This window comes from Pseudonocardia charpentierae, assembly GCF_031845345.1.
GTDB classification, from domain to species: domain Bacteria; phylum Actinomycetota; class Actinomycetes; order Mycobacteriales; family Pseudonocardiaceae; genus Pseudonocardia; species Pseudonocardia charpentierae.
On the sequence record NZ_JAVREJ010000010.1, the window covers coordinates 97,356 to 121,760 of the forward strand.

Annotated in this window: 27 protein-coding genes and 1 pseudogene; 25 read left to right on the forward strand and 3 right to left on the reverse strand. The window is 73.7% G+C overall.

Going from position 1 to position 24,405, the window contains the following annotated elements; all coding sequences use genetic code 11:
- Positions 1-8 precede the first annotated feature (8 nt).
- The 14 genes from RM445_RS32390 to RM445_RS15685 all read left to right on the forward strand — a co-directional run bounded on the left by RM445_RS32390 (position 9) and on the right by RM445_RS15685 (position 12,482).
- Entirely contained in the window at positions 9-575 is a 567-nt protein-coding gene (locus RM445_RS32390; protein ID WP_397469315.1) for a Clp protease N-terminal domain-containing protein, read from the forward strand.
- Positions 576-679: 104 nt separating this feature from the next.
- Positions 680-1,432, forward strand: a complete 753-nt coding sequence (gene trmD, locus RM445_RS15625; protein ID WP_311557031.1) for a tRNA (guanosine(37)-N1)-methyltransferase TrmD — start codon at positions 680-682, stop codon at positions 1,430-1,432.
- A gap of 142 nt (positions 1,433-1,574) precedes the next feature.
- Positions 1,575-1,934, forward strand: a complete 360-nt coding sequence (gene rplS / locus RM445_RS15630; RefSeq protein WP_311557033.1) for a 50S ribosomal protein L19 — start codon at positions 1,575-1,577, stop codon at positions 1,932-1,934.
- A 213-nt stretch (positions 1,935-2,147) separates the two neighbouring features.
- Positions 2,148-3,125 (forward strand): signal peptidase I, encoded by a 978-nt coding sequence (lepB, locus tag RM445_RS15635; protein ID WP_397469327.1) that lies wholly within the window; start codon positions 2,148-2,150, stop codon positions 3,123-3,125.
- A 13-nt stretch (positions 3,126-3,138) separates the two neighbouring features.
- A complete protein-coding gene (locus RM445_RS15640; protein WP_311557036.1) occupies positions 3,139-3,915 on the forward strand; it encodes a ribonuclease HII in 777 nt (258 codons plus the stop codon).
- On the forward strand, positions 3,912-4,235 hold the full coding sequence (locus RM445_RS15645; RefSeq protein WP_311557038.1) for a DUF2469 domain-containing protein: 324 nt from the start codon (positions 3,912-3,914) through the stop codon (positions 4,233-4,235). The genes RM445_RS15640 and RM445_RS15645 overlap by 4 nt, the downstream gene beginning before the upstream one ends.
- 125 nt (positions 4,236-4,360) lie before the next feature.
- Positions 4,361-4,717 carry a YraN family protein gene (locus RM445_RS15650; RefSeq protein WP_311557040.1) on the forward strand — a complete coding sequence of 119 codons (357 nt, stop codon included), beginning with the start codon at positions 4,361-4,363 and terminating at the stop codon, positions 4,715-4,717.
- Positions 4,717-6,222 carry a YifB family Mg chelatase-like AAA ATPase gene (locus tag RM445_RS15655; RefSeq protein ID WP_311557042.1) on the forward strand — a complete coding sequence of 502 codons (1,506 nt, stop codon included), beginning with the start codon at positions 4,717-4,719 and terminating at the stop codon, positions 6,220-6,222. Before RM445_RS15650 ends, RM445_RS15655 begins: the two co-directional genes overlap by 1 nt.
- Positions 6,219-7,361, forward strand: a complete 1,143-nt coding sequence (gene dprA, locus RM445_RS15660; protein WP_311557044.1) for a DNA-processing protein DprA — start codon at positions 6,219-6,221, stop codon at positions 7,359-7,361. Before RM445_RS15655 ends, dprA begins: the two co-directional genes overlap by 4 nt.
- A gap of 152 nt (positions 7,362-7,513) precedes the next feature.
- The gene (locus RM445_RS15665; protein WP_311557046.1) at positions 7,514-8,497 is read left to right on the forward strand and encodes an acyl-CoA dehydrogenase family protein; all 984 of its coding nucleotides are present in this window, start codon (positions 7,514-7,516) and stop codon (positions 8,495-8,497) included.
- Entirely contained in the window at positions 8,494-9,702 is a 1,209-nt protein-coding gene (locus RM445_RS15670) for a bifunctional PIG-L family deacetylase/class I SAM-dependent methyltransferase (protein WP_311557047.1), read from the forward strand. The genes RM445_RS15665 and RM445_RS15670 overlap by 4 nt, the downstream gene beginning before the upstream one ends.
- Positions 9,703-9,717: 15 nt before the next feature.
- Positions 9,718-10,647, forward strand: a complete 930-nt coding sequence (locus tag RM445_RS15675) for a glycosyltransferase (RefSeq protein WP_311557049.1) — start codon at positions 9,718-9,720, stop codon at positions 10,645-10,647.
- Positions 10,648-10,678: 31 nt separating this feature from the next.
- Positions 10,679-11,611 carry a tyrosine recombinase XerC gene (locus RM445_RS15680; RefSeq protein WP_311557050.1) on the forward strand — a complete coding sequence of 311 codons (933 nt, stop codon included), beginning with the start codon at positions 10,679-10,681 and terminating at the stop codon, positions 11,609-11,611.
- Positions 11,586-12,482 (forward strand): FliA/WhiG family RNA polymerase sigma factor, encoded by an 897-nt coding sequence (locus tag RM445_RS15685; protein ID WP_311557051.1) that lies wholly within the window; start codon positions 11,586-11,588, stop codon positions 12,480-12,482. The genes RM445_RS15680 and RM445_RS15685 overlap by 26 nt, the downstream gene beginning before the upstream one ends.
- Positions 12,483-12,560: 78 nt before the next feature.
- Here RM445_RS15685 and RM445_RS15690 read toward each other — a convergent pair.
- A pseudogene (locus RM445_RS15690) lies at positions 12,561-13,187 on the reverse strand (peptidoglycan DD-metalloendopeptidase family protein); the annotation flags it as partial.
- Between the two features lie 293 nt (positions 13,188-13,480).
- On the opposite strand from RM445_RS15690, the gene rpsB reads away from it, so the two are divergent.
- The 10 genes from rpsB (at position 13,481) to mug (ending at position 21,786) form a co-directional block, all read left to right on the forward strand.
- A complete protein-coding gene (gene rpsB, locus RM445_RS15695; protein WP_311557053.1) occupies positions 13,481-14,368 on the forward strand; it encodes a 30S ribosomal protein S2 in 888 nt (295 codons plus the stop codon).
- Between the two features lie 69 nt (positions 14,369-14,437).
- Positions 14,438-15,253: a translation elongation factor Ts gene (gene tsf / locus RM445_RS15700; RefSeq protein WP_311557054.1), complete on the forward strand. Its 816-nt coding sequence runs from the start codon at positions 14,438-14,440 to the stop codon at positions 15,251-15,253.
- A gap of 13 nt (positions 15,254-15,266) precedes the next feature.
- A complete protein-coding gene (gene pyrH, locus RM445_RS15705; RefSeq protein WP_311557202.1) occupies positions 15,267-16,028 on the forward strand; it encodes a UMP kinase in 762 nt (253 codons plus the stop codon).
- A 9-nt stretch (positions 16,029-16,037) separates the two neighbouring features.
- Complete coding sequence (gene frr, locus RM445_RS15710; protein ID WP_311557055.1) at positions 16,038-16,595, forward strand: ribosome recycling factor; 558 nt, start codon at positions 16,038-16,040, stop codon at positions 16,593-16,595.
- A 62-nt stretch (positions 16,596-16,657) separates the two neighbouring features.
- Positions 16,658-17,554: a phosphatidate cytidylyltransferase gene (locus tag RM445_RS15715; protein WP_397469316.1), complete on the forward strand. Its 897-nt coding sequence runs from the start codon at positions 16,658-16,660 to the stop codon at positions 17,552-17,554.
- Positions 17,555-17,579: 25 nt separating this feature from the next.
- The gene (locus tag RM445_RS15720) at positions 17,580-18,317 is read left to right on the forward strand and encodes a class I SAM-dependent methyltransferase (protein ID WP_311557056.1); all 738 of its coding nucleotides are present in this window, start codon (positions 17,580-17,582) and stop codon (positions 18,315-18,317) included.
- Positions 18,318-18,399: 82 nt separating this feature from the next.
- A complete protein-coding gene (locus RM445_RS15725) occupies positions 18,400-18,957 on the forward strand; it encodes a hypothetical protein (protein ID WP_311557058.1) in 558 nt (185 codons plus the stop codon).
- Between the two features lie 48 nt (positions 18,958-19,005).
- Complete coding sequence (gene rlmN / locus RM445_RS15730; RefSeq protein WP_311557059.1) at positions 19,006-20,112, forward strand: 23S rRNA (adenine(2503)-C(2))-methyltransferase RlmN; 1,107 nt, start codon at positions 19,006-19,008, stop codon at positions 20,110-20,112.
- 42 nt (positions 20,113-20,154) lie between these two features.
- Positions 20,155-21,222, forward strand: coding sequence for an ATP-dependent DNA ligase (locus tag RM445_RS15735; protein ID WP_311557060.1), 1,068 nt, complete (start codon positions 20,155-20,157; stop codon positions 21,220-21,222).
- Positions 21,223-21,228: 6 nt separating this feature from the next.
- Positions 21,229-21,786 (forward strand): G/U mismatch-specific DNA glycosylase, encoded by a 558-nt coding sequence (gene mug / locus RM445_RS15740; RefSeq protein ID WP_311557062.1) that lies wholly within the window; start codon positions 21,229-21,231, stop codon positions 21,784-21,786.
- 30 nt (positions 21,787-21,816) lie between these two features.
- Here the strand turns inward: mug and ligD are convergent, their stop codons facing one another.
- Entirely contained in the window at positions 21,817-22,791 is a 975-nt protein-coding gene (ligD, locus tag RM445_RS15745; protein ID WP_311557063.1) for a non-homologous end-joining DNA ligase, read from the reverse strand.
- Positions 22,792-22,798: 7 nt separating this feature from the next.
- On the reverse strand, positions 22,799-23,059 hold the full coding sequence (locus RM445_RS15750; RefSeq protein ID WP_311557064.1) for a DUF2631 domain-containing protein: 261 nt from the start codon (positions 23,057-23,059) through the stop codon (positions 22,799-22,801).
- A gap of 103 nt (positions 23,060-23,162) precedes the next feature.
- On the opposite strand from RM445_RS15750, the gene dxr reads away from it, so the two are divergent.
- On the forward strand, positions 23,163-24,365 hold the full coding sequence (gene dxr / locus RM445_RS15755; protein ID WP_311557066.1) for a 1-deoxy-D-xylulose-5-phosphate reductoisomerase: 1,203 nt from the start codon (positions 23,163-23,165) through the stop codon (positions 24,363-24,365).
- Positions 24,366-24,405: the final 40 nt, after the last annotated feature.

A 24,405-nucleotide genomic window follows, 5' to 3' on the forward strand; every position in this document is an offset into this window, starting at 1 on the left:
GAGACGTCATGTTCGAACGGTTCACCGAGAAGGCCCGCACCGTCGTCGTGCTGGCGCAGCAGGACGCCCGCCAGCGGGGCGACTCCGCGATCGACACCGGCCACGTGCTCCGCGCGTTGTTCGCGGTGCCGGACAACCTCGCCATCATGGTGCTCGAGGGGTTCTCGGTGCGGCAGGCCGACGTCGAGGCCGACCTGGCCGCCCGTCCTGAGACGGCGCCGGATGGCTCGGCTGCGGATGCCGACGCGCTGGCCGCGCTGGGAATCGATCTCGACGAGGTGCGCAGGCGCGTCGAGGAGGCGTTCGGCCCGGGCGCGTTGGACCGGCCCCGCTCGCCGAAGCGACGCTGGATCGGCGGCCACATCCCGTTCGCCAAGGAGGCGAAGAAGGCGCTCGAGTTGTCGCTGCGTGAGGCGTTGCGGATGCGGCACAACTACATCGGCACCGAGCACATGCTGCTGGGGATGGTGCACGGCGAGGGCATCGCGCACGACGTGCTCGTCGCGCGGGGAGTGCAGCTCGACGTCGCGCGGGTGATCGTCGAGGAGCTGTTGCGGGGGCGGCGGGCGGGCTGAACCGGGGTCCGCCGAGGACCGCAGCATGGTGGCTTTGCTGCGGTCGGAGTGCAGCAAAGCCACCATGCTGCACTCCCGGACGGCCGCCCTGCGAGCATCGGGCCGTGCGGATCGACGTCGTCACGATCTTCCCGGCCTATCTCATGCCCCTACGCGAGGCGCTGCTCGGCCGCGCGATCGAGCGGGGGCTGATCGACCTCGCCGTGCACGACCTGCGCACCTGGACCCACGACGTCCACCAGGCGGTCGACGACGCCCCCTACGGAGGGGGGCCCGGCATGGTCATGCGGCCGCAGGTGTGGGGGGAGGCGCTCGACGCCGTCGTCGCCGACGATCCGCGGCCACCCCGACTCGTGGTGCCCACGCCGGCCGGTCGTCCGTTCACGCAGGCCACAGCCGGGGCGTGGGCGTCGGAGGAGCGCCTGGTGTTCGCGTGCGGCCGGTACGAGGGCATCGACCAGCGGGTCGTCGACGACGCCGCCACGCGCATGCCGGTCGACGAGGTGAGCATCGGCGACTACGTGCTCGTCGGCGGCGAGGCGGCCGTCCTCGTGATGGTCGAGGCGGTGGTCCGACTGCTCCCCGGCGTGCTGGGCAATCCCGCGTCCGCCGAGCAGGACTCGTTCTCCGACGGGCTGCTGGAAGGCCCCTCGTACACCCGTCCGGAGGTCTGGCGCGGGCATGCAGTCCCCGCGGTGCTGCGCAGCGGTAACCACGCCGCGATCGCCCGGTGGCGCCGGGACCGGGCACTGGAGCGGACGGCGTCCCGGCGGCCCGAGCTGCTCGCGGCGCTGCCCGACGGCGCCCTCGACGCCGCCGACCGGAGTCTGCTCAGCTCCCTGGCTGACGAGGGCTGATTTCACGGCGCGCTGCGCCGTCTGGCACTATGGACGGGTTGCTGGCGTCCGACGCACGAGCGTCGGGCCCGCCGGGCGCCGAACCCCACGTGCGGAGTGGCGCCCACGCATGACCGCGATCAGACGAGGAACGGACCCCCCGATGAACACCCTGGACGCCCTCGACGCGCAGACACTGCGCTCCGACATCCCCGCCTTCCGGCCGGGCGACACGCTCAAGGTGCACGTCAGGGTCATCGAGGGCAACCGCTCCCGCATCCAGATCTTCCAGGGCGTGGTCATCCGTCGGCAGGGCGCCGGTGCCCGCGAGACCTTCACCGTCCGCAAGGTGTCGTTCGGCGTCGGCGTGGAGCGCACCTTCCCGGTGCACTCGCCGAACATCGACCGGATCGAGTTGTTCACGCGCGGTGACGTCCGCCGGGCGAAGCTCTACTACCTCCGTGAGCTGCGCGGGAAGGCCGCGAAGATCAAGGAGAAGCGGGAGACGACCTCCGCGTCCTGACGGCGTCGGTCGGGCTTGCCGTAGCCTCGTCGCGTGGCGCTATCCGAGCTCCCCGACGACCGGCGGGCACATCCCCGTCGGTACGGTCCGGCGGAACCGACGGCGGTGCCGCGTTCGCCCGGCCGCCCGGTCCCGCCGCGTGACCGGCGCAGTACCGAGGTGCCGACGGTGCGACATTCGCGTCGGCCCGTCGACGACGAGCCGACGGAATCGCTGCCCGTCGTCGCGGACGACGTACCGGAGCCCTGTGACGAGAAGCCTTCGAGCGAGTCACGGCGACGGCGGCAGCTCGGCGGCTCGCCCACGGAGCGCCCGGCGTCGAGCTACCAGGCTCCGAAGGCGGGTAGCAAATCGCTTCGGTCGGGTCGGCGTCGCCGGCCCAGCTTCTGGCGCGAACTGCCGATCCTCGTCGTCGTCGCCCTGGTGCTGACGTTCCTCATCCAGACGTTCCTGGCGAAGGTCTACGTGATCCCGTCGGGATCGATGGAGACCACGCTGCACGGGTGCACGGGGTGCGTGAACGACCGCGTGCTGGTCGACAAGATCACGTATCGGTTCCGCGATCCGCAGCCTGGCGACGTCGTGGTCTTCCGCGGGCCCGACAGCTGGCGCAGCGAGTTCACGGTCGACGAGCCCGCGAGCCCGCTGGTGCGTGGCCTGCAGGGGCTCGGGTCGCTCATCGGGCTCGCGCCGCCGGACGAGAAGGACTTCGTCAAGCGCGTGATCGCCGTGGGCGGCCAGACGATCGCCTGCTGCGACCCGCGCAACCGGGTGCTCGTCGACAACAAGCCGCTCGAGGAGCCCTACATCTACTACCTGCCCGAGGCGGGGCCGGCGCGGCAGGCGCCGTTCGGGCCCGTCACGGTGCCTGCCGACGAGCTGTGGATGATGGGCGACTCCCGCAACAACTCCGCCGACTCGCGGGTTCCCGGCCACGGCGCGGTGCCGCTCGAGAACGTGATCGGCCAGGCCCGCCTGATCGTCATGCCGTTCGACAGGTTCGGCACGATCGCCGCGGTCGACCCGCACACGGACGCGGTGGGGATGGCTGAGGCCATGGCCGGAAGCATCGGCGGTCCTTCGGCGGCCCTGGCCGTGCTCGCCGCCGTGCCGGCGCTCCGGCGTCCGCGACGGGAGCAGTTCCTGGCGTCTGATGTGCGGCCCCCTGCGCGGCGTCGGCGGCGCACCTGACACGCTCGTCGCGATGACCGCACGATCTGTCCGCCGCTCGCCGCTGCCGCCCGAGTGGCGCCCCTCCCGGGCCGTCGTCCGCCGCTCGTCGGGGACGTGGACCCTGCAGTCGACGCTGCACCGGCACGGCCTCGGGCCGGTGGCCGGCGTGGACGAGGCCGGCCGTGGGGCGTGTGCGGGCCCCCTGGTCGTCGCCGCGTGCGTGCTCCGGCCCGGAGACGCCAGGCGGCTGGACGGGCTGACGGATTCCAAGCTGCTCACCCCGGCCGCCCGCGACGAGTACTACGACCTGATCGTCCGTCGCTGCGCGGACAGCGCCGTGGTCGTCATCCCGCCCGCCGAGATCGACCGGCGCGGGGTGCACGTGGCGAACATCGAAGGCATGCGCCGGGCCGTCGCGGCACTGGTCACACCCCCGGGATACGTCCTCACCGACGGATTCGCCGTCCGTGGGTTCGGCCGTCCTGCGCTCGCTGTGCCGAAGGGCGACCAGGCCGCGGCCTGCGTCGCCGCGGCGTCTGTGCTCGCGAAGGTGACCCGCGACCGGATCATGGTGGAGCTGCACGCCGAGCTGCCGCAGTACGGCTTCGACGCCCACAAGGGCTACTGCACGCCGGTCCACGACGCGGCGCTCGCGGCCCACGGGCCCAGCGCCGTCCACCGGTACTCGTTCGTCAACGTGCGCGCCGCTGTGGGAGGCTCGTCCGCCCTGGTCCACAATGACAATCACAGGAACGGGGAAGGCGGGCCGGGAGACGTCCCGCCGGACTTGGGAGGAATGCAACAGTGAGCGCCGAGGATCTCGAGAAGTACGAGACCGAGATGGAGCTCACCCTCTACAAGGAGTACCGGGACATCGTGTCCCAGTTCTCCTACGTGGTGGAGACCGAGCGCCGCTTCTACCTGGCCAACTCCGTGGACGTCGCTGCCCGCAACGCGGACGGGGAGATCTACTTCGAGGTCCGGATGTCGGACGCCTGGGTGTGGGACATGTACCGCCCGGCACGGTTCGTCAAGAACGTGCGGGTGCTCACCTTCAAGGACGTGAACGTCGAGGAGCTCGACAAGCCGGACCTGCGCCTGCCGGGCGACGGGCCGTTCGGCTCCTAGCACGTCCCACCGACAGTCCCGGGCTCCGGCCTGCCGACAGCCCCGGTTGTCCCCATGCGGGTGCGGCCGTCCACAGAAGATGACCAAGTCTGTCGGGCGGCCCCCGGAGCCCCGATCGTTGACGCATGGCAGCGAAGGACGAGCTGGGCCGCCGCGGCGAGGACGAGGCGGTGCACTACCTGGAACGACGCGGGCTGGTGGTGCTCTCGCGGAACTGGCGATGTCGCGACGGTGAGCTGGACGTCGTCGCCGTGGACGGCGACCGGCTGGTGGTGTGCGAGGTCAAGACGCGGTCCGGCACCCGGTTCGGCGAGCCCGCCGAGGCCGTCACACCACGCAAGGCCGCGCGGATCCGCCGCTTGACCCAAGCCTGGCTGGCGACGCACCACGTGCGGTGGTGCGAGATCCGGTTCGACGTCGTCGCGGTCCTCATGGAGCCGGGTCGCCCGGCGACGCTGCAGCACTACGAGGCGGCGTTCTGATGGGGCTGGCGCGGGCGTGGTCGGTGGCGCTGCGTGGCGTCGAGGGCCACATCGTCGAGATCGAGGCCGACATCGGGGGTGGGCTGCCCGGCGTGCACCTGGTGGGATTGCCGGACACGGCGCTGCAGGAGTCGCGCGACCGGGTGCGGGCGGCGGTGGTGAACTCCGGTCGGACGTGGCCGAACGAGCGGGTGGTGCTGGCGCTCTCGCCGGCCACCCTGCGCAAGACCGGGAGTGGCTTCGACCTGGCCCTGGCCTGCGGCGTGCTGGCGGCGGCCGGGACGGTCGCGCAACGCGCGCTGGAGGACACCGTCCTGGTCGGTGAGCTGGCGCTCGACGGGCGCCTGCGAGCCGTGCGCGGCGTGCTGCCCTGCCTGCTCGCGGCCCGCACGGCGGGTCTCCGCCGGGTGGTGGTGCCGGAGGCCGCCCTGCCCGAGGCCGCGCTCGTGGACGGGATCGAGGTGTACGGAGCGGCGACGCTGGGGCAGGTCCTCGCCTGGTTGGAGGGCGCCCCGGTACTGACTCGGCCGGGACCGCCGCCCGCTCTGTCGGCCGCGCCGTCCCACGACCTCGCGGACGTCGTCGGGCAGGACGACGCACGCCGGGCGCTCGAGGTCGCCGCGGCCGGTGGGCACCACCTGCTGCTGGTCGGGCCGCCCGGGACCGGGAAGACGATGCTCGCCCAGCGCATCGTCGGGCTGTTGCCCGAGCTCTCCGCGGACGACGCGCTGGCCCTCGCCGCGATCCGCTCGGTGGCGGGCCGGCTTCCCGCCGAAGGGCTCACCCGCGTGCCGCCGTTCGTGGCGCCCCACCATTCGACGTCGATGGCGGCGCTGGTCGGCGGGGGCAGCGGGCTCGCCAAACCGGGCGCGGTCTCACTCGCGCACCGGGGCACGCTGTTCATGGACGAGGCTCCGGAGTTCAAGAGCCACGCTCTCGACGCGTTGCGTACCCCGCTGGAGGAGGGGGAGGTCCGGCTCGCCCGGACGGAGGGCACGGTGCGCTACCCGGCCCGGTTCCAGCTCGTCCTCGCCGCGAATCCGTGCCCGTGCGCCCCCGCGCACGACCGCGACTGCGTCTGCCCCTCGCTCGTGCGGCGCCGTTACCTCGGTCGCCTGTCCGGACCGCTGCTCGACCGCGTCGACCTGCGCGCACGCCTGTACCCGGTCACGGCCTTGTCCGCGGTGGGCGAGCCTGCGGAGGACACCGCGACCGTCCGCGCCCGGGTCCTGGCTGCCCGCGCGGTGGCGGAGGAACGGTGGGTGGCGCACGGCTGGCGGTGCAACGCCGACGTGCCCGGTCCCGCGCTCCGCACGCGGTTCGCACTGCCGGCCGCCGTCGTGCGGCCGCTCGATGCGGGGCTGCGCAGCGGTGAGCTGACGGCGCGCGGCGCGGACCGGGCGCTGCGGGTCGCCTGGACCGTCGCCGATCTGCAGGGGCTCGCCCGGCCGGACCGCGAGAGCGTCGAGCAGGCGCTGTACTTCCGCGACCGGAGGGCGGCATGAGCTGCCCCTCCGCCGAGGTGCTCCGGGCCCGGGCCTACCTGTCGCGGGTGGCCGAACCGCCGTCGCCCGCGCTGATCGCCCTCGTCGACGCCCTGGGACCGGTCGAGGCGGCCGACCGGGTGCGGGCCGCGGACGTCCCGGACCTCGTCGCCGGCGAGACCGCGGCCCGCCGCACGATCGACCGTTCCGAGGCGGACCTGGCAGCCGCGCACGCTGTGGGGGCCCGGCTGCTCGTGCCCGAAGACCCGGCATGGCCGCACAGCGCGCTCGCCGCGTGCACGCTCAGCGGTGTCGCGACCCTCGCGCCGCCGGTGGCCCTGTGGGTACGCGGGCCGCGGTCGGCGCACGAGCTGAGCGACCGCGCGGTCGCCGTGGTCGGCGCGCGGGCGGCGACGGGATACGGCACGCACCTCGCCGGGGAGTTCGGCGCCGGCCTCGCCGCGGCCGGGACGACGGTGGTCTCCGGCGCGGCCATCGGGATCGACGGAGCTGCGCACCGCGGGGCCCTGGCGGCCGACGGCCCGACGGTCGCGGTGCTCGCGTGCGGCGTCGACCGGGCCTACCCGGCCGGCCATGCCACCCTGCTCCAGCGGATCGCGGCGACCGGCCTCGTCGTGAGCGAGTACCCGCCGGGGAGTGTCCCCGCCCGGCACCGCTTCCTGGTGCGGAACCGCTTGATCGCGGCGCTCGGCGGAGGAACGGTCGTCGTCGAGGCGGCACTGCGCAGCGGTGCACAGCGCACCGCGATCGACACCGAGACGCTCGGCAGGCTCGTGATGGCCGTTCCGGGACCGGTGACTTCCGGGCCGTCGGCCGGCTGCCACCAGCTGATCCGCGACGGTGCGCTGCTCGTCACCTCCGTCGACGACGTGCTGGAAGCCGTCGGACGCCTCGGGGTCGACCTGGCGCCCGAGCCGGAGACGGCGGTCCGCCGCACGGACGGCCTGGGAAAGGCTGCCGCCCTGGTGCACGACGCGCTGCCCGCGCAGGGGGCACGCGACACGCGGTGGCTGGCCCGCGAGTCCGGGGTGCCGCCGGACGCGATCCGCGCCGCACTGACCGAGCTCGAGCGGCGCGGTCTCGCCCAGAGCCGCGACGGGCTGTGGCTGCTGCGGGCCGGGGGTGGGGTGGGTGGCTAAGCGGGGCAGACGTTGGTCACAAAGCCGGCCGTGGCGGATTCGTGGGCCACCCTGCGGGGAAGATGCGACCATGATCCAGACGGCGCCCGCACGTCGCCCGCCCACTCGACCGGTCCATCGGCGGCCCGGGCGTGGTGGAGGTCGCGAGCGCGGTGGGAGGCGTTCGGGCGGGTGACGGACCCCTCGCCGGGCAGCTGCGGCAGATGCTGCACGCCGGGGAGCTCGACCTGCCGCTACCCGGAGCCGGGCAGACCGCCCGACGCTGGGCGGCGCTGGCCGACTGGGGCGGTCGCGACCTCTCCCTCGCGCGGCTCGCCGAAGGGCACGTCGACGCCCTCGCGATCCTCGCCGAAGCCGGTCGCCCCCCGGTGCCGGGCGCTCTCTACGGAGTCTGGGCATCGCGTTCCGGTGGTGCCGCGGTCCGGCTCGAGCAGGGCCGGACGTCCCGCGTGCTCACCGGGGACATGCGGTTCTGCTCAGGCGCCCGGGTGCTCGACCGGGTGCTCCTCGTCGCCGACCCCGCCGCGGACTCGTCGTCCACGGAACGGCTGCTCGTCGACGTGGACGTCCGCGTGGCCGGCGCCGAGCCGGAGCCCGACAGCTGGTGCACCGCCGCGATGGCGGATGCCGACACCTTGGACGTCGCCTTCCGCGAGGTGGCCGTCGCCGACGCCGATCTGGTCGGCCCACCCGGCTGGTACGTCGCGCGCCCGGGGTTCGCGCTCGGCGGTGCCGGCGTCGCGGCCGTGTGGTGGGGCGGGGCCGCCGGGGTGCTCGACCGCGTGCTCGGCCACCTCCGCCCGGTACCGGACGCGCACCAGCTCGCCCACGTCGGCGAACTGCACGCCGCTCTGGCCGCATCGGACGCGCTGCTCGCGCAGACCGCCGCGACGGTCGACGACGACCCGGCGGCGGATCACGGCCTCGCGGTCGCGACCGTCCGTGCCGCGGTGGAGCGTGCGACGCGAGAGGTGCTCGACCGCGTGCCGCGCATCGTGGGCCCGGCGCCGTTGAGCCGGGACGTGGGCCTGGCCCGCGCGCTGGCCGATCTCGCGCTGTACGTGCGGCAGCACCATGCGGAGCGGGACCACGCGGCGCTGGGCGGCCAGGTCGTCGACCGGTGGCGCTCGGCATGAGCGAAGCTTCACCGGCGCCGTCGGCAGCGGCTCGGCCGGTCACCCCGGTGCACGACTGGACGACGGCGCTGGAGGAACGCGGTCCGTCGCTGTTCGAGCCTGCCGGACACCACCGCGTCACGGTCGTCGCGGCCCATCCCGACGACGAGACGCTCGGCGCGAGCGGCTGCCTGCAGGCCCTGCACCGGGCCGGTGCCCGGATCACCCTCGCGGTGGCCACCGACGGGGAGGCCGCCTACCCGGCGCTCGACGTCGACGGCCGGCGTGCGCTCGCTCGTGCCCGGCGCCTCGAACTGGCCGCGGCGCTGCGGGCGCAGGGGCTCGACGACGTGGACGTGCACTGGCTGGGCCTGCCGGACTCGGGGCTCGAGGGATGCGCAGCCGCGCTGCGCACGGCGCTGCGGCCGTTGCTCGCCGACGCCGACGCCTACCTCGCTCCCTGGGACGGCGATCCGCACCCGGACCACCGCGCCGCCGGGCTCGCGGCCGCCGACGTCGCGCCGGTCACGGCGCACGGCTGGGCCTACCCGATCTGGATGTGGGCGTGGCTCACCCCGGGCGACCCCACCGTGCCGTGGGACCGGGCCCGCCTGCTCCGGCTCGACGCCGCGGCCCTCGCGGCGAAGCGGGCCGCCGTCGCCGCGTTCACCTCGCAGGTCGGCCCCGGCCCGGACGGCTCACCGCCGGTGCTGGACGCCGCGATGCTGGCGCACACGGCTCGACCCGCGGAGCTGCTGTTCCGCGTCGCCCGCACGGCCTCGGCGCCGGTCGCGCGCTTCGCCGAGCTCTACGCCGACGGCGCGGATCCGTGGCGGGCCGGATCCTGGTACGAGCGGCGCAAGCGGGCCGTCGTACTGGCGAGCCTGCCGCGCGAGCGGTACCGCCGGGCCTTCGAGCCCGGCTGCGGGACCGGCGAGCTGACCCGGGAGCTGGCGGCGCGCTGTGATGCGGTGCTGGCGTCGGACCCGGTGGCCGACGCGGTCCGGCAGGCCCGCGAGCGGGTCGCGGACAGCCCCGGCGTCCGCGTGGAGCGATCCGCACTGCCTGAGGCCGTGCCCGAGGAGCCGGTCGACCTGGCGGTCTTCAGCGAAGTCCTTTACTACCTCGACGACGCCGCCGTCGAGGCCACGCTGGACCGGACCCTGACGGCCGTGGAGCCCGGCGGGGACGTCGTGGTGGTGCACTGGCGGGGCTGGCCGGCCTAGGCCCCGCGCGATGCGGTGGCCACCCACCGGATGCTGCGTGCCCGGCCCGAGCTCACGACCGTCGTCGAGCACGTCGGACAGGTTCGTCCTGCTGGTGTCGCGGCGCCGGTGACCGCCCTCGCCCTCACGCCGGACCCATCGGTCGCGGCCGTCGGTGTCGTCGTCCCGGCCCGCGACGAGCAGGAGCGGATCGGCAGGTGCCTCCGGAGCCTGCGTCGCGCCCTCGCCCACGTGCCGGACGGCGTCGACACCGCGGTGGCGGTGGTGCTCGACCGCTGCACGGACGCGACCCCGCAGCGGGTCGCCGCCGCGCTCTCCGACTGGCCCGAGGCCACGATGCTGACGGTGCAGGACGACGAGAGCGAACCGTGCCCGACGATCGGGCGTGCCGGGTCGGTCGGTCGGCCTCGCGGAGGTGGGGTCGGCGCACTGCGCGACCTCGGCCTGCGCGCGCTCCTCGATCGGCTCTCCGGTCATCCCGCGGCCGGGATCTGGCTGCTGAGCACGGACGCCGACACCACCGTCCCGGCCGACTGGGCCCGCGCGCATCTGCGGCACGCCGCCGACGGCGTCCACGGGGTGGCCGGCCTCGCCGACCTCACGGCGACCGACCACCTGGCCGCAGCGGCCCTCTCCCGCTACCGCACGATCGTCGAGCACGGGATGCACGGCGTCGCGCACCGCCATATGTATGGCGCCAACCTCGGTGTGCGCGCCGACGCGTACCTCGCCCTCGGCGGCTTCCCGTGCGACGGGGCGGGGGAGGACCACGCGTTGTGGCAACGCCTCGCGGCCGCCGGCTACACGCTGGCTCAACCCATCGGGATTCGGGTGCGGACGAGCGCGCGGCTGCGCGGCCGGGCGGACGGCGGGCTGGCCGGTCTCCTGCGCTCCCTGCACGGTGAGGGCGCCCGTGCCGGCGACGCGCTCCGCGACGGTGCTTGACCGGCCCGGCCCCGCCCTCCACGGTCGTGCGATGACCCCGGACCCCGAGCCGTGCGCCCCGCCGGATCACGCACCCGACGTGGAGCGAGCCCTGGCGGAGTTCGTCGAGCACCTGCGGCTGGAGCGGGGTCGGTCGCCGCACACCGTGCGGGCCTACCGCGCCGACCTCGCCGGCCTGCTGGCCGGACTGCCCGCGTTGCGGGGCCTCGACCTCGCACGGCTACGCGGCTGGTTGGCCGACGCGCACGCTGCGGGAGCCGCGCGGTCCACTCTCGCGCGCAAGTCCGCCGCCGCCCGGACGTTCACCGCGTGGGCCGACCGCCGAGGCCTGTTGCCCGACGACCCCGGAGCCCGGCTCGTCGCCCCGCGCCCGCGGTCCGCCCTGCCCACGGTGCTCGACCACGAGCAGGCCGCCGCGGTTCTCGACGCCACCGGTGCCGCGGCCGAGCAGGGTGATCCGGTGGCGATGCGGGACCGGCTGGTCGTCGAGTTGCTCTACGCCACCGGGATGCGGGTCGCCGAGCTGTGCGGTCTCGATCTGGACGACGTCGACGAGGAGCGCCGCGCCCTGCGCGTCGTCGGCAAGGGGGACCGCGAGCGCACCGTCGTGTACGGGGTCCCGGCCGGCCGAGCCCTGCAAGCCTGGAAAGCGGTGGGCCGTCCGGCGCTCGCCCGTGCAGGGTCCCCACCTGCGCTGCTGCTCGGAACCCGGGGCGGACGGCTGGACCCCCGCGTCGCCCGGACGGTGGTCCACCGGGCCGTGACGGCCGTGTCGGACGTCCCGGACATCGGGCCGCACGGCCTCCGTCACGCGGCGGCAACCCACATGCTCAACGGCGGCGCGGACCTCCGTTACGTACAGGAGTTGCTCGGTCACGCTAAGCTATCAACCACTCAGCTCTACACGCACGTCACCGTCGAACGGCTGAAGGTGGTCCATGAGCAGGCTCATCCTCGAGCATGACCCGATCGCGATCACCACCGTCGCCGGCGAGCCACCGGTGTCCGACCCCACGCCAGGAGATCCACTCGCCTCGGAGTCCGGCGGTCCGGCGGCCTTCGCGACCACGTTGGCCACCGCGCTCTCCCGGACCTGCGCCACGGGCGGTGTGGCGACCGCGCTGTGGACCGCCCATCGCAGCGCCCCGTGCCGCCGCACCCGCGACCACCTGGCCGTGCACTACCGGCCTCTGGTGCGGATGGTGGCGCACCGCACCGCGGAGCGCCTGCCCGCGCACGTCGAGCCGGCCGACCTCGTGCAGTCCGGGGTGTTCGGGCTGCTCGAGGCCATCGACCGGTTCGACCCCGACCGCTGTGCACGGTTCGAGAGCTACGCCGTGCCGCGCATCCGCGGCGCCGTGCTGGACGAGCTGCGTGCGCAGGACTGGGTGCCTAGGACGATCCGGCTCCGTGTCCGCGAGGCCGAGCGGGTCCGCGAACAGCTGGCGATGCACCTGCGGCGGACCGCGTCCGAGCGGGAGGTCGCCGACGCCCTCGGGATGCCGCTGCGCGAGCTCCGCAGCAACACCGCGGCGCGGACCTTCAGCGTGGAGCAACTCCGTTCGGGCGCCGACGGCGGCTCCCTGGACATGCTGGCCTGTGCAGGCCCGGACCCGGCGGTCGCCCTGCAGGAGCAGGAGACCCGCAGGCAGCTGTGGCACGCGGTCGACCAGCTCGGCGAGCGGGACCGCCTGGTCCTGCGCATGTACTACCTGGAGGACCGCACCCTCGCCGAGATCGGCAGGATGCTCGGCGTCACCGAGTCGCGGGTCAGCCAGCTGCACAGCCGTCTGGTGGGCCGGTTGCGGACCCGGCTCGGGGAGCTCGCCCGTTGAGGCCGGCCCGGGCCACGGCTCGGGTACCGGCAGGAGCCGGACGTGCGTCGGCATCAGCAGCAGGAGCGGGTCGAGGTAGCTGCCCCGCTCGCGGCGTACCCCCCAGTGCAGGCAGGCCGTCCGGCAGGCTCCATGACCGGCGGCGACCGCGCCCAGCACGGCCCCCGATCCCACGGTGGTCCCGGCGACGACGGCCGGGACCACCGGTTCGTAGGTGGTCCGCAGCCCGTCCGCGTGCTGTAGCGAGACGACGCCGCGGCCGGCGAGGAGTCCGGCGAACACCACGGTGCCCGCCGCGGCGGCGATCACGGCGCCGCCCGGCGCCGCCGCCAGGTCCACCCCGCGGTGACCCGGGCCGAACCGGTGCGTCGGCTCGCGGAACGGCGCCGCGACCGCCGGCACCGGCGACAGCGGCCACGAGTACCGGACGGTGCCCGGTGCGCCGCCGCGTGGCCCGGGGTCGGCCGAGGTGATCCCGATCGGCGCTGCCGCGGCGGGCGGCGTGCCCGTGCACATCACGACGAGCATCCCGGCCGCCGACAACAGCACCGCCGCGAGCCGTCGCAGCGCCGTCCGTCCGGTGCGCCGCAGAAGGCCTGTCGTCGGTGAGCCGTCCATGCTCCGACCGTGCTGCCGGCGAGGCGCCGGGGGAACCCCCGCCACGATGGTGTGGACGGGTCGACGTCGATGTGGACAACTGCACATCGACGCGGGATGCGGGGAAGGGCGGGTGGAGCCCGCGGCGTATGCTCGACATCGCACCTCGACAAAACGAGGTGACTTCGCGCGTCCGCGTGCCCGTCAGGTTTCCGGCCACAGGGTCGGCCTGCGGAACGGTGCCCGGGCGGTCCCGCGAACCACGGCCGGCGGCTCGCCGCCGACACGTGGACACGGGTCCGGGTTCCGGCGCGACGCCAGGGCGGTGCCGCCGACCGGCGCATCGCGACAACCGTGGCGCGGCCTCGTGGTCGCGTCGGACCGAGAGGTGAACACCGGCCATGGCCGTCGTCACCATGAAGCAGCTGCTCGACAGCGGCGTGCACTTCGGGCACCAGACAAGGCGCTGGAACCCGAAGATGAAGCGCTACATCCTGACCGAGCGCAACGGCATCTACATCATCGACCTGCAGCAGACGCTCTCCTACATCGACCGGGCTTACGAGTTCGTCAAGGAGACCGTCGCGCACGGCGGCACGATCATGTTCATCGGCACCAAGAAGCAGGCGCAGGAGGCCATCGCCGACGAGGCGGGCCGGGTGAACATGCCGTACGTGAACCAGCGCTGGCTGGGCGGAATGCTCACCAACTTCCAGACCGTCCACAAGCGGCTCCAGCGCCTCAAGGAGCTGGAAGCGATGGAGCAGACGGGGGGCTTCGAGGGTCGCACCAAGAAGGAGATCCTCATGCTCACCCGCGAGAAGACCAAGCTGGAGAAGACCCTCGGCGGCATCCGCGACATGGCGAAGGTCCCGAGCGCGGTGTGGATCGTCGACACCAAGAAGGAGCACATCGCGGTCGGCGAGGCCCGCAAGCTGGGCATCCCGGTGGTGTCGATCCTCGACACCAACTGCGACCCGGACGAGGTCGACTACCCGATCCCGGGCAACGACGACGCGATCCGCTCCGCCGCGCTGCTCACCAAGGTGATCGCCCGCGCCGCCGCCGACGGCCTGATGGCCCGCTCGCAGCGCGCCCGCGGCGAGGGTGCCGAGGCCGGCACCGGCACGGACGAGCCGCTCGCCGAGTGGGAGCAGGAGCTGCTCACCAGCGGCACCGGTTCGGACGGCGCCAGCCTGCCCGACACCGCCACCGAGGCGACCGACCCGGCCGCCGCCCCCGCCGCTGCTGCCGCCAGCTCCAACGGCACCCAGCAGACCGCAGGCTGACACCCCGCTCCGTGCCTTCCACCCGGTCGCACGGCGCACACCTTCAGACAAGGACGTGAGAGACCCACGATGGCGAACCACACCGCCGCCGACGTGAAGCGGCTCCGTGAGCTCACCGGCTCCGGGATGATGGACTGCAAGAGGGCGCTCGAGGAGTCCGACGGCGACATCGAGAAGGCCGTCGAGCTGCTGCGCATCAAGGGCGCGAAGGACGTCGGCAAGCGTGCCGAGCGCGCCACCAGCAACGGCCTGGTCGTCGCCGCCGGCGGCACGATGGTCGAGCTGGACTGCGAGACGGACTTCGTGGCCAAGAGCGGCGACTTCCAGGCGCTGGCCGACCAGATCCTGCAGGTCGCGCTGGACCAGAAGCCCTCCGACCTCGACGGCCTGCGCGCCGCGAAGCTGGGCGAGGGCACCGTCGAGGACGCCGTGCAGGCACTGTCCGCGCGGATCGGCGAGAAGCTCGAGCTCAAGCGCTACATCACGGTCGACGGCCCCGTCGCGCTCTACCTGCACCGCCGCTCCACGGACCTGCCGCCCGCGATCGGCGTGCTGGTGTCCTACGAGGGCGCCGACGCCGACGCCGCCCGCGGTGTCGCGATGCACGTCGCCGCCGCGCGGCCCCGCTTCACCACCCGCGACCAGGTCCCGGCGGAGCTGCTCGACAACGAGCGCCGCATCGCCGAGGCGACGGCACGCGAGGAGGGCAAGCCCGAGCAGGTGCTGGCCCGGATCGTGGACGGCCGCGTCAACGGCTACTACAAGGACGTCGTGCTGCTCGAGCAGCCCTCGGTCCAGGACCCGAAGAAGACCGTCAAGTCCCTGGTGGACGCAGCCGGGTTGACGGTCAAGGATTTCGCCCGCTTCGAGGTCGGCCAGGCCTGATCGCGTGGACGCCATCCGTGAGGGCTCCCGCCCCGGCTTCCGTCGCGTGTTGCTCAAGCTCGGCGGCGAGATGTTCGGCGGCGGGGCCGTCGGCGTCGACCCCGTGGTGGTCGACGCCGTGGCCCGGCAGATCGCCGAGGTCGTGGCGACGGGCGCGCAGATCGCCGTCGTCATCGGCGGCGGCAACTTCTTCCGCGGCGCCGAACTGCACCAGCGCGGGATCGAACGTGCCCGCGCCGATTACATGGGCATGCTCGGCACGGTGATGAACTGCCTCGTGCTGCAGGATTTCCTGGAGCGCGAGCACCACATCGACACCCGCGTCCAGACCGCCATCACCATGGGTCAGGTCGCGGAGGCCTACATCCCGCGCCGGGCGATCCGGCACCTGGAGAAGGGCCGCGTGGTGATCTTCGGCGCCGGCGTGGGCATGCCCTACTTCTCCACGGACACCGCGGGTGCACAGCGGGCGCTGGAGATCGGCGCGGAGGCGTTGCTGCTGGCCAAGAGCGTCGACGGGGTCTACACCGCCGACCCCAAGATCGACCTCGACGCCAAGATGTACGACGAGATCACCCACCGGGAGGCGCTGGAGCAGGGCCTCAAGGTCGCCGACGCCACCGCGTTCAGCCTCTGCATGGACAACCGGATGCCGATCATCGTGTTCAACCTGCTGACCGAGGGCAACATCGCCCGCGCAGTGGCGGGTGAGAGGATCGGCACCCTGGTCAGCACGCCCGCGCCGGACCCCGGCGCGCGGTCGAAGAGCCCTTAGGGAGCAGCCGTGATCGACGAGACGCTCTTCGACGCCGAGGAGAAGATGGAGAAGGCCGTCACGGTGGCCAAGGACGATCTCGCGAGCGTCCGCACCGGCCGGGCGACCCCGAACATGTTCTCCCGGGTCGTCGTCGACTACTACGGTGCGATGACGCCGCTGAATCAGCTCTCCTCGATCAACATCCCCGAGGCGCGCATGGCGATCATCAAGCCCTACGACGCCAGCCAGCTGCGGGCCATCGAGAAGGCGATCCGCGACTCCGACCTCGGGCTCAACCCGAGCAACGACGGCCAGATCATCCGCGTGGTCATCCCGCAGCTGTCCGAGGAGCGGCGCCGCGAGATGGTGAAGGTCGCCCGGGGCAAGGGTGAGGACGCGCGCGTCACCATCCGCAACATCCGGCGCAAGGCGATGGACGAGCTCCACCGCATCGTGCGCGACGGCGAGGCGGGCGAGGACGAGGTCGGCCGCGCCGAGAAGGAGCTCCAGGGCACCACCGACCGCTACGTGCACCAGATCGACGACCTGGTCAAGCACAAGGAGACCGAGCTCCTCGAGGTCTGATCCAGACCGCGCGGCTCGCCCGCGAGCCGCGACGAGGAGCCCCGAGAAGAGGGCCGCTGCCGGTGACCGCATCCCCCGACGTCCCCGCGCCGGACCGGCCGGCTCGCGACCTCACCGCGTCGGAGCACCCCCCGGCCGCCCGTTCCTCACGCGCCGGGCGCGACCTCGGCTCGGCGATCGCCGTCGGGCTGGGTCTCGGGGCGATCATCCTCGTGCCGTTGCTGACCGTGCGGCAGACGTTCGTCGGGGTCCTCGCGGGAGCGACGGCGGTGGCGACCTGGGAGCTGCGCGACGCGCTGCGTCGCGGAGCCGGCATCGAGGTGCCGCTTCCGGTGCTGCTCGTCGGCGGCCAGGCGATGATCTGGTCGAGCTGGCCGTTCGGTCTGCGCGGGCTCGCGCTGTCGTTCGTCGCGACCGCGCTCGGCTGCCTGGTGTGGCGGATGCGTGCCGGTGCCGCGCACTACCTGCGCGACGTCTCGGCAGGCATGTTCACCGCCGTCTACGTGCCGTTGTTCTGCTCCTTCGTGGTGATGCTGACCGTCGAGCCGGACGGCGTCGGCCGGGCGCTGACGTTCATGTTGTGCGTGGTGGCGTCGGACGTGGGCGGCTACGCGATCGGCGTGCTCGCCGGCAGACACCCGATGGCGCCGTCGATCAGCCCCAAGAAGTCGTGGGAAGGCTTCAGCGGCTCGCTGGTCGCGGGCATGATCACCGGTGCGCTCACGCTCACGCTGATGCTCGGGGGGCAGTGGTGGGAGGGCGCACTCACCGGTGCGCTGCTCGTGGTCAGCGCGACGCTCGGCGATCTCGTCGAGTCCCTGGTCAAGCGGGATCTCGGCATCAAGGACATGGGCAGGCTGCTGCCCGGCCACGGCGGCCTCATGGACCGGCTCGACTCGATGCTGCCCACCGCCGTCGTGTCCTACTTCGTGCTCGGCCTGCTCGTCCCCATGCAGTGAGGATCCACCCGGTAGGGGCACGGCCGTGACACGCGCCTTCCGCCGTGCCGCCGCGTCCCACGGCTCCCGCGACCGGCCGATCCCCAGCCCGAACATCTGGAACTGGCCGGACGTCTACGAGTGGGAGAACCGGGCGCAGGACGTCCACGGCGCGGTCTGGACGGCCCTGCGCGAGGCCGTGCCGTGGGAGGGCCGCGACGTGCTCGACGTCGGGTGCGGCGACGGCTTTCACCTGCCGCTGTTCACCGGTGCCGCGACGGTCACCGGAGTCGAGCCCCACGCCCCGCTCGTCGCCCGTGCCCGCACCCGGCTGGCGGGCCGTCCCGGGATCCGGGTGCTGCAGGCCGGGGCGGCGGCGCTCCCACTGCCGGACACGTCCGTGGATCTCCTACACGCCCGCACCGCCTACTTCTTCGGCCGGGGCTGCGAGCCGGGCCTTGCCGAGGCGCAGCGGGTCCTGCGGCCCGGCGGGGCGATCGCGGTCGTCGACCTCGACGCGACCGTGCCCCCGTACGGCGACTGGATGCGTGCCGACATCCCGCGCTACGACCCCGCCGCCGTCGAGGCGTTCTTCGCCGGCCAGGGCTTCGCGTTGCGCCGGATCCCGACGCTGTGGCGCTTCCCGGACCGGGCGACCCGCGACGCGGTGCTGCGCATCGAGTTCAGCGGTGACGTCGCCGAGCGCGCGATCCGAGCCACCCTCGGGCTCGAGATCCCCGTCGGATACCGGCTGCACGTGCGTCCCGCCCTCACATCCCCGTGACCAGCGCCGACCCCCGTGGCAACCGGCCTCTTGCCGCGCCCTGCAATTGGGCCGGTACCGTCGGTGGCCCCGGTCGGCGGAGATGGGACGGTACGTGCGCAGGCAGGTCGAGGTTCCGGGATCGGCGGTGCTGGCCCTCGCGGGCGGTGCCGCCTGGCTGATGGGCTCGGCGGCCCTGCCGAGCGGAACGGGCACGGTCGTGCTCGCCCTCGGCATCGCGGTCACCGTGTGGCTGATGATGCGGGCCACCCGCACCGGCGGTTCCGCCCGCGGGGCGCGGCTGGACCGTGAACGACGTCGTCGGGTGATCTCCCTGCTGGTGGTCGGGGCCGGACTGGTGGTGGTCGGCAGCATGCTGCTGCGCGCGACCGGCCGCGCCGAGCTGACCGCGCCGCTCACCGTGGCGGTGTGCGGGGCGCTGCTGCTGCCGCTCGCCTCCTTGCTCGATCGGCGTGCCCTGCTCGCGGTCGGCGCGGGGCTGATGCTGCTGGGTGCGGGAGGCGCGGTGCTGGCGCTGAACTCGGCAGGCACCACCGAGTCGCAGGGGTTCGTGGGCCTCGTCGGGGGCGTGCTGCTGTGGGTGGCCGCTGCGCAGCAGGCCGGGTTGGCCGACGAGCTGCGCGAGCGCATCCGCCGCTGACGCCGTCCGCGAGGGCCGGTCCGCAGCGGCTGGCACACTGGAGGGGACATGACCTCCCTGCCCCTCGTCTTCGACGCCCCGAAACGCGCGCTCCCGCCGCGGCACCTCGCCGACCTCGACCCCGCCGACCGGCGGGCCGCCGTCGGCGAGCTGGGCCTGCCCGGGTTCCGCGCGGACCAGCTCGCGCACCACTACTTCGGCCGGCTCACCGCGGATCTCGACGCGATGACCGACCTGCCCGCGGCTGCCCGGGAGGGCCTCGCCGGCCTCCTGCCGGCGCTGGTCACCCCCGTGACGGAGCAGACCTGCGACGGCGGCATGACCCGCAAGACGCTGTGGCGCGGGCACGACGGCACGCTCGCCGAGTCGGTGCTCATGGGCTATCCGGACCGGGCCACGGTGTGCATCTCCAGCCAGGCCGGCTGTGGGATGGCCTGCCCCTTCTGCGCCACCGGTCAGGGCGGGCTGCAGCGCAACCTGTCGACGGGCGAGATCGTCGACCAGGTGCGCCAGGCCGCCGCCGCCGCCCGCGACGGGGCGCTGGGCGAGCCGATGCGGCTGTCCAACGTCGTCTTCATGGGCATGGGGGAGCCGCTCGCGAACTACAAGCGCGTGATCGCGGCGGTGCGGCGGATCACCGAGCCCGCCCCGGACGGCCTCGGGATCTCCGCGCGCGGTGTCACGGTCTCGACGGTCGGGCTCGTCCCCGCGATCGACAAGCTGATCGCCGAGGAGGTGCCCGTCACCCTCGCGGTCTCCCTGCACGCCCCGGACGACGAGCTGCGCGACACGCTGGTGCCGGTCAACAACCGCTGGAAGGTCGGCGAGGTGGTCGACGCCGCACGGCGGTACGCGACCACAACGGGCCGGCGCGTGTCCATCGAGTACGCGCTGATCCGCGACGTGAACGACCAGCCGTGGCGCGCTGACCTGCTCGGGAAGCTCCTGCGGCAGCGGATCGGCACCCGACGGGTGCACGTGAACCTGATCCCGCTCAACCCCACCCCGGGCAGCAAGTGGGACGCCTCGCCGCGCCCCGTGCAGGACGAGTTCGTCCGCCGCGTGCAGGACGCCGGCGTCGCGTGCACGGTGCGCGACACCCGTGGTCAGGAGATTGCGGCGGCCTGCGGTCAGCTCGCGGCCACGGGCGGCTGACGAGGGATTCCCGGGCGCGGGGCGACGGGGCAGACTGGCGCGGTGAAGCTCCCCGTCATGCCGCCCGTCAAGCCGATGCTGGCGAAGCCGGTCGCCGACATCCCTCCGGGTCGCCTCTACGAGCCCAAGTGGGACGGGTTCCGCTCGATCATCTTCCGCGACGGCGACGAGGTCGAGATCGGCAGCCGGAACGAGCGCCCGATGACCCGCTACTTCCCGGAGGTCGTCGCCGCCGTCCTCGCGAACTTCCCGGAACGAGCGGTGATCGACGGTGAGATCGTCGTGGCCGACACCGCCCGCAACATCCTCGACTTCGAGGCGCTCCAGCAACGCATCCACCCCGCGGTGAGCCGGGTGAACCTGCTGGCCGAGCAGACCCCGGCCAGCTTCATCGCCTTCGACCTGCTCGCCCTCGGCGACGACGATCTCACCGGCGAGCCCCTCGAACGCCGCCGGGCGGTGCTGGAGGAGTGTCTGGCCGCCGCGCAACCGCCGGTCCACGTCACGCCGGTGACCCGCGACCTCGACACGGCCCGGCGCTGGTTCGAGATGTTCGAGGGCGCCGGGCTCGACGGCCTGATCGCCAAGCCGCTCGACCTGACCTACCAACCGGACAAGCGGGTCATGGCCAAGATCAAGCACGAGCGGACGGCCGACTGCGTCGTCGCCGGGTACCGGGTGCACAAGTCCGGCCCGGACGCGATCGGCTCCCTGCTGCTCGGGCTGTTCGACGACCGGGGTGTGCTGGCGTCCGTGGGTGTCATCGGGGCCTTTCCCATGGACGTGCGCCGGGAGCTGATGATCGAGCTGCAGCCGCTGGTGACCACGTTCGAGGGCCATCCGTGGAACTGGGCGGCGCACGAGGGCGGGGAGCGCACCCCGCGGAAGAACGAGACGAGCCGGTGGAACGCCGGGAAGGACCTCTCGTTCGTCCCGCTGCGCCCCGAGCGGGTCGTCGAGGTCCGCTACGACTACATGGAGGGCGTCCGGTTCCGGCACACCGCACAGTTCGTGCGGTGGCGGCCGGACCGCGAGCCGGCGTCGTGCACGTACGCGCAGCTGGAACGGCCGGTCGACTTCCGGCTCGCCGACGTCCTCACCGGCGCCTGACCCGGCGTGCCCCGCCCGACACGTGCCGAGCTGGAGGCCGCCAGGGCGCTCACCGTGCCCGACGTCCTGCCCGGCCCGGACGACCCGCCGTGCGCCGTGCTGTTCTGCGGCATCAACCCCGGCCTCGTCACCGCGCTCACCGGGCACCACTTCGGCCGGCCTGGCAACCGCTTCTGGCCCGCGCTGCACCGCTCGGGCTTCACGCCCCGCCTGCTGCTGCCCGCCGAGCAGGACGAGCTACGTGGCCTGGGGCTGGGCATCACCAACATGGTCGCGCGTGCGACGGCACGGGCGGACGAGCTGACCGACGACGAGGTGCGCGCGGGCGGTGTGCGGCTGCGCGAGCTCGTGGCGGCCCTGCGGCCACGCTGGCTGGCCGTCGTCGGGATCACCGCCTACCGGGTGGCGTTCGACGCGCCCCGTGCCACCGTCGGCCCGCAGGACGTCACGGTGGGCGACACCCGGATCTGGCTGCTGCCGAACCCCAGCGGTCTCAACGCACACTGGCAGCTCCCCGACCTTGCGGCCGAGTTCGCCCGCCTCCGCGCCGCGACTGTCGCGTAGTGGTGTTGCCGTAGACCCCGGCGCACCCCACTAGGTGTCGAGGTCCTGCGGCTCCTCCTCGGGCGTCCCGGCGCCCTCACGCGCATCGCGGTCGGCCCAGTCCAGCAGCTCGTCGAGCAGGAACACCGCGTCGTCGATGCCGGCATGCAGGTCGCCCAGTTCGGCGAAGCGGGCGGGCACCGTGGCGATGGTGAAGTCGCCGGGGTCGGCGTCGTCGATCTCGTCCCAGCGGATCGGGGTCGACACGGGCGCCTCCGGCGCGCCGCGTACCGAGTACGCGCAGCGGATGGTGTGGTCGCGTGTGTTCTGGTTCCAGTCGACGAAGATCGAGGCCGGGTCGCGGTCCTTGCGCCACCACGTGAGGTCGACAAGGCCCGCGCTGCGCCGCTCCACCTCCTTGGCGAACGCGTGCGCCGCCCGCCGCACGTCCGCCCAGCCCCAGTTCTGCGCGATGCGCACATAGATGTGCATGCCCTTGCCGCCGGACGTCTTCGGCCAGCCGGTCGCGCCGAGCTCGTCGAGTACCTCGTGGGCGACGTGGGCGACCCGCCGGACGTCCGCGTACGTCGCCATCGGCATCGGGTCCAAGTCGATGCGCCACTCGTCGGGCTTCTCGACCTCCGGGGCCCGCGAGTTCCACGGATGGAACTCCACCGTCGACATCTGCACGGCCCAGATCACGTCGGCCGGGTGCGCGACGCACAGCTCGTCCGCGTACCGGTTCCAGCGGGGGAAGTGCACACGGACGGTGGGCACCCAGTCCGGCGCCCCGCGGGGCAGCCGCTTCTGGTGCACCTTCTCCCCGGTCACCCCGGTCGGGAAGCGGTGCAGCATGCAGGGGCGGCCGCGCAGCGCGCGGACCACGCCGTCGGCGACGGACAGGTAGTAGCGCGCGAGATCCAGCTTGGTCTCCCCGCGCGCGGGGAAGTAGACCCGGTCCGGGTTGCTCAGACGCACCGTCCGGTCGCCGACCTGCAGGTCGACGGCCGGGGAGCTGGACGCCACGGACGGACTACTTGCGCCAGTCGTTGCGCCGCTTGACCGTGCCGTAGACGATCAGCCCCAGCATCCCCAGGGCCAGCGGGATCATCCAGAAGTCCTGCAGGTGCGTCTGGTACGGGCCGATCAGCAGCACCAGCAGGATGAGGGCGCTGACCACGCCCGCGATCCGGGTGGCGTTGGGGAACGAGCCGTGCCACCCCCACTCGGCCGACGGCTCGTCGCGCGGGTCCACCCCGGCCCGCGGTGCCGACCTCCGGGACGTACGCGCCACGACTACACCACCCTCTTCCACTGGCTACCCTCTTCCGCCGGTCATCGTGCAGCACCGGCCCTGTGGTGCCACATGGTCGCACAGCACGGGCAGAATGGCCGCGATGACCACCACCGGTACGACCACCACCGGAACGATCGCCGACGAGCCCCGGAGCATCGTCGTGCTCGGCTCCACCGGCTCGATCGGCACTCAGGCGCTGGACGTCGTCGCGTCCCGGCCGGACCGGTTCCGGGTGTCCGGCCTCGCCGCCGGCGGCGCGGACGTCGCGTTGCTCGCGGCGCAGGCCCGGGCCTACGGCGTGCGGCGCGTCGCCGTGGCGGACCCGGCCGCGGCCGCGGCCCTGCGCCGCGAGCTGCCCGGGGTGGAGGTGCTCGCCGGCCCGGATGCGGCAACCGAGCTGACCGCCACGACTCCCGCCGACATCGTCCTCAACGGGATCACCGGATCCCGTGGCCTGGGCCCCACGCTCGCGGCGCTGGCGACGGGCGCGACGCTCGCGCTGGCGAACAAGGAGTCGCTGGTCGCGGGCGGCCCACTGGTGACGGCCGCGGCGCGGCCCGGGCAGATCGTCCCGGTCGACTCTGAGCACTCCGCGCTCGCCCAGTGCCTGCGCGGCGGCCGGGCGGACGAGGTCGCGCGGCTGGTGCTCACCGCGTCCGGTGGCCCGTTCCGCGGGCGGCGGCGCGCCGAACTGGCCGACGTGACCGTCGAGCAGGCACTGGCCCACCCGACCTGGGCCATGGGGCCGGTCGTCACCATCAACTCCGCGACCATGGTCAACAAGGGTCTCGAGGTGATCGAGGCGCATCTGCTGTTCGACGTCCCCTACGACCGGATCGACGTCGTCGTGCACCCGCAGTCGGTGGTGCACTCCATGGTCACGTTCACCGACGGCTCGACGATCGCGCAGGCCAGCCCACCGGACATGCGGCTGCCGATCGCGCTGGCGCTGGGCTGGCCGGAGCGGGTGCCCGCGGCGGCCGCCCCGTGCACCTGGGACGCACCCCAGGCGTGGACCTTCGAGCCGCTGGACGACGACGCGTTCCCCGGCGTGCGCCTCGCCCGCCAGGCCGGCACGGCGGGCGGCTGCCTGCCCGCCGTGCTCAACGCGGCCAACGAGGAGGCCGTCGCCGCGTTCGTCGCGGGCGGGCTGCGTTTCACCGAGCTCACCGACGTCGTCGCGGACACGCTCGCCGCGGCCGACGGGTGGCGTGCCGATCCGGTCACCTCGGCGGACGTCGCGGCGGCCGAGGAATGGGCCCGCGCACACGCCCGCGAGCGGGTGGCCACCGCCGTGCGGTGACGGGTTCGGATAGCGTGGAGGGGTCCGCGGATCCCGCGGC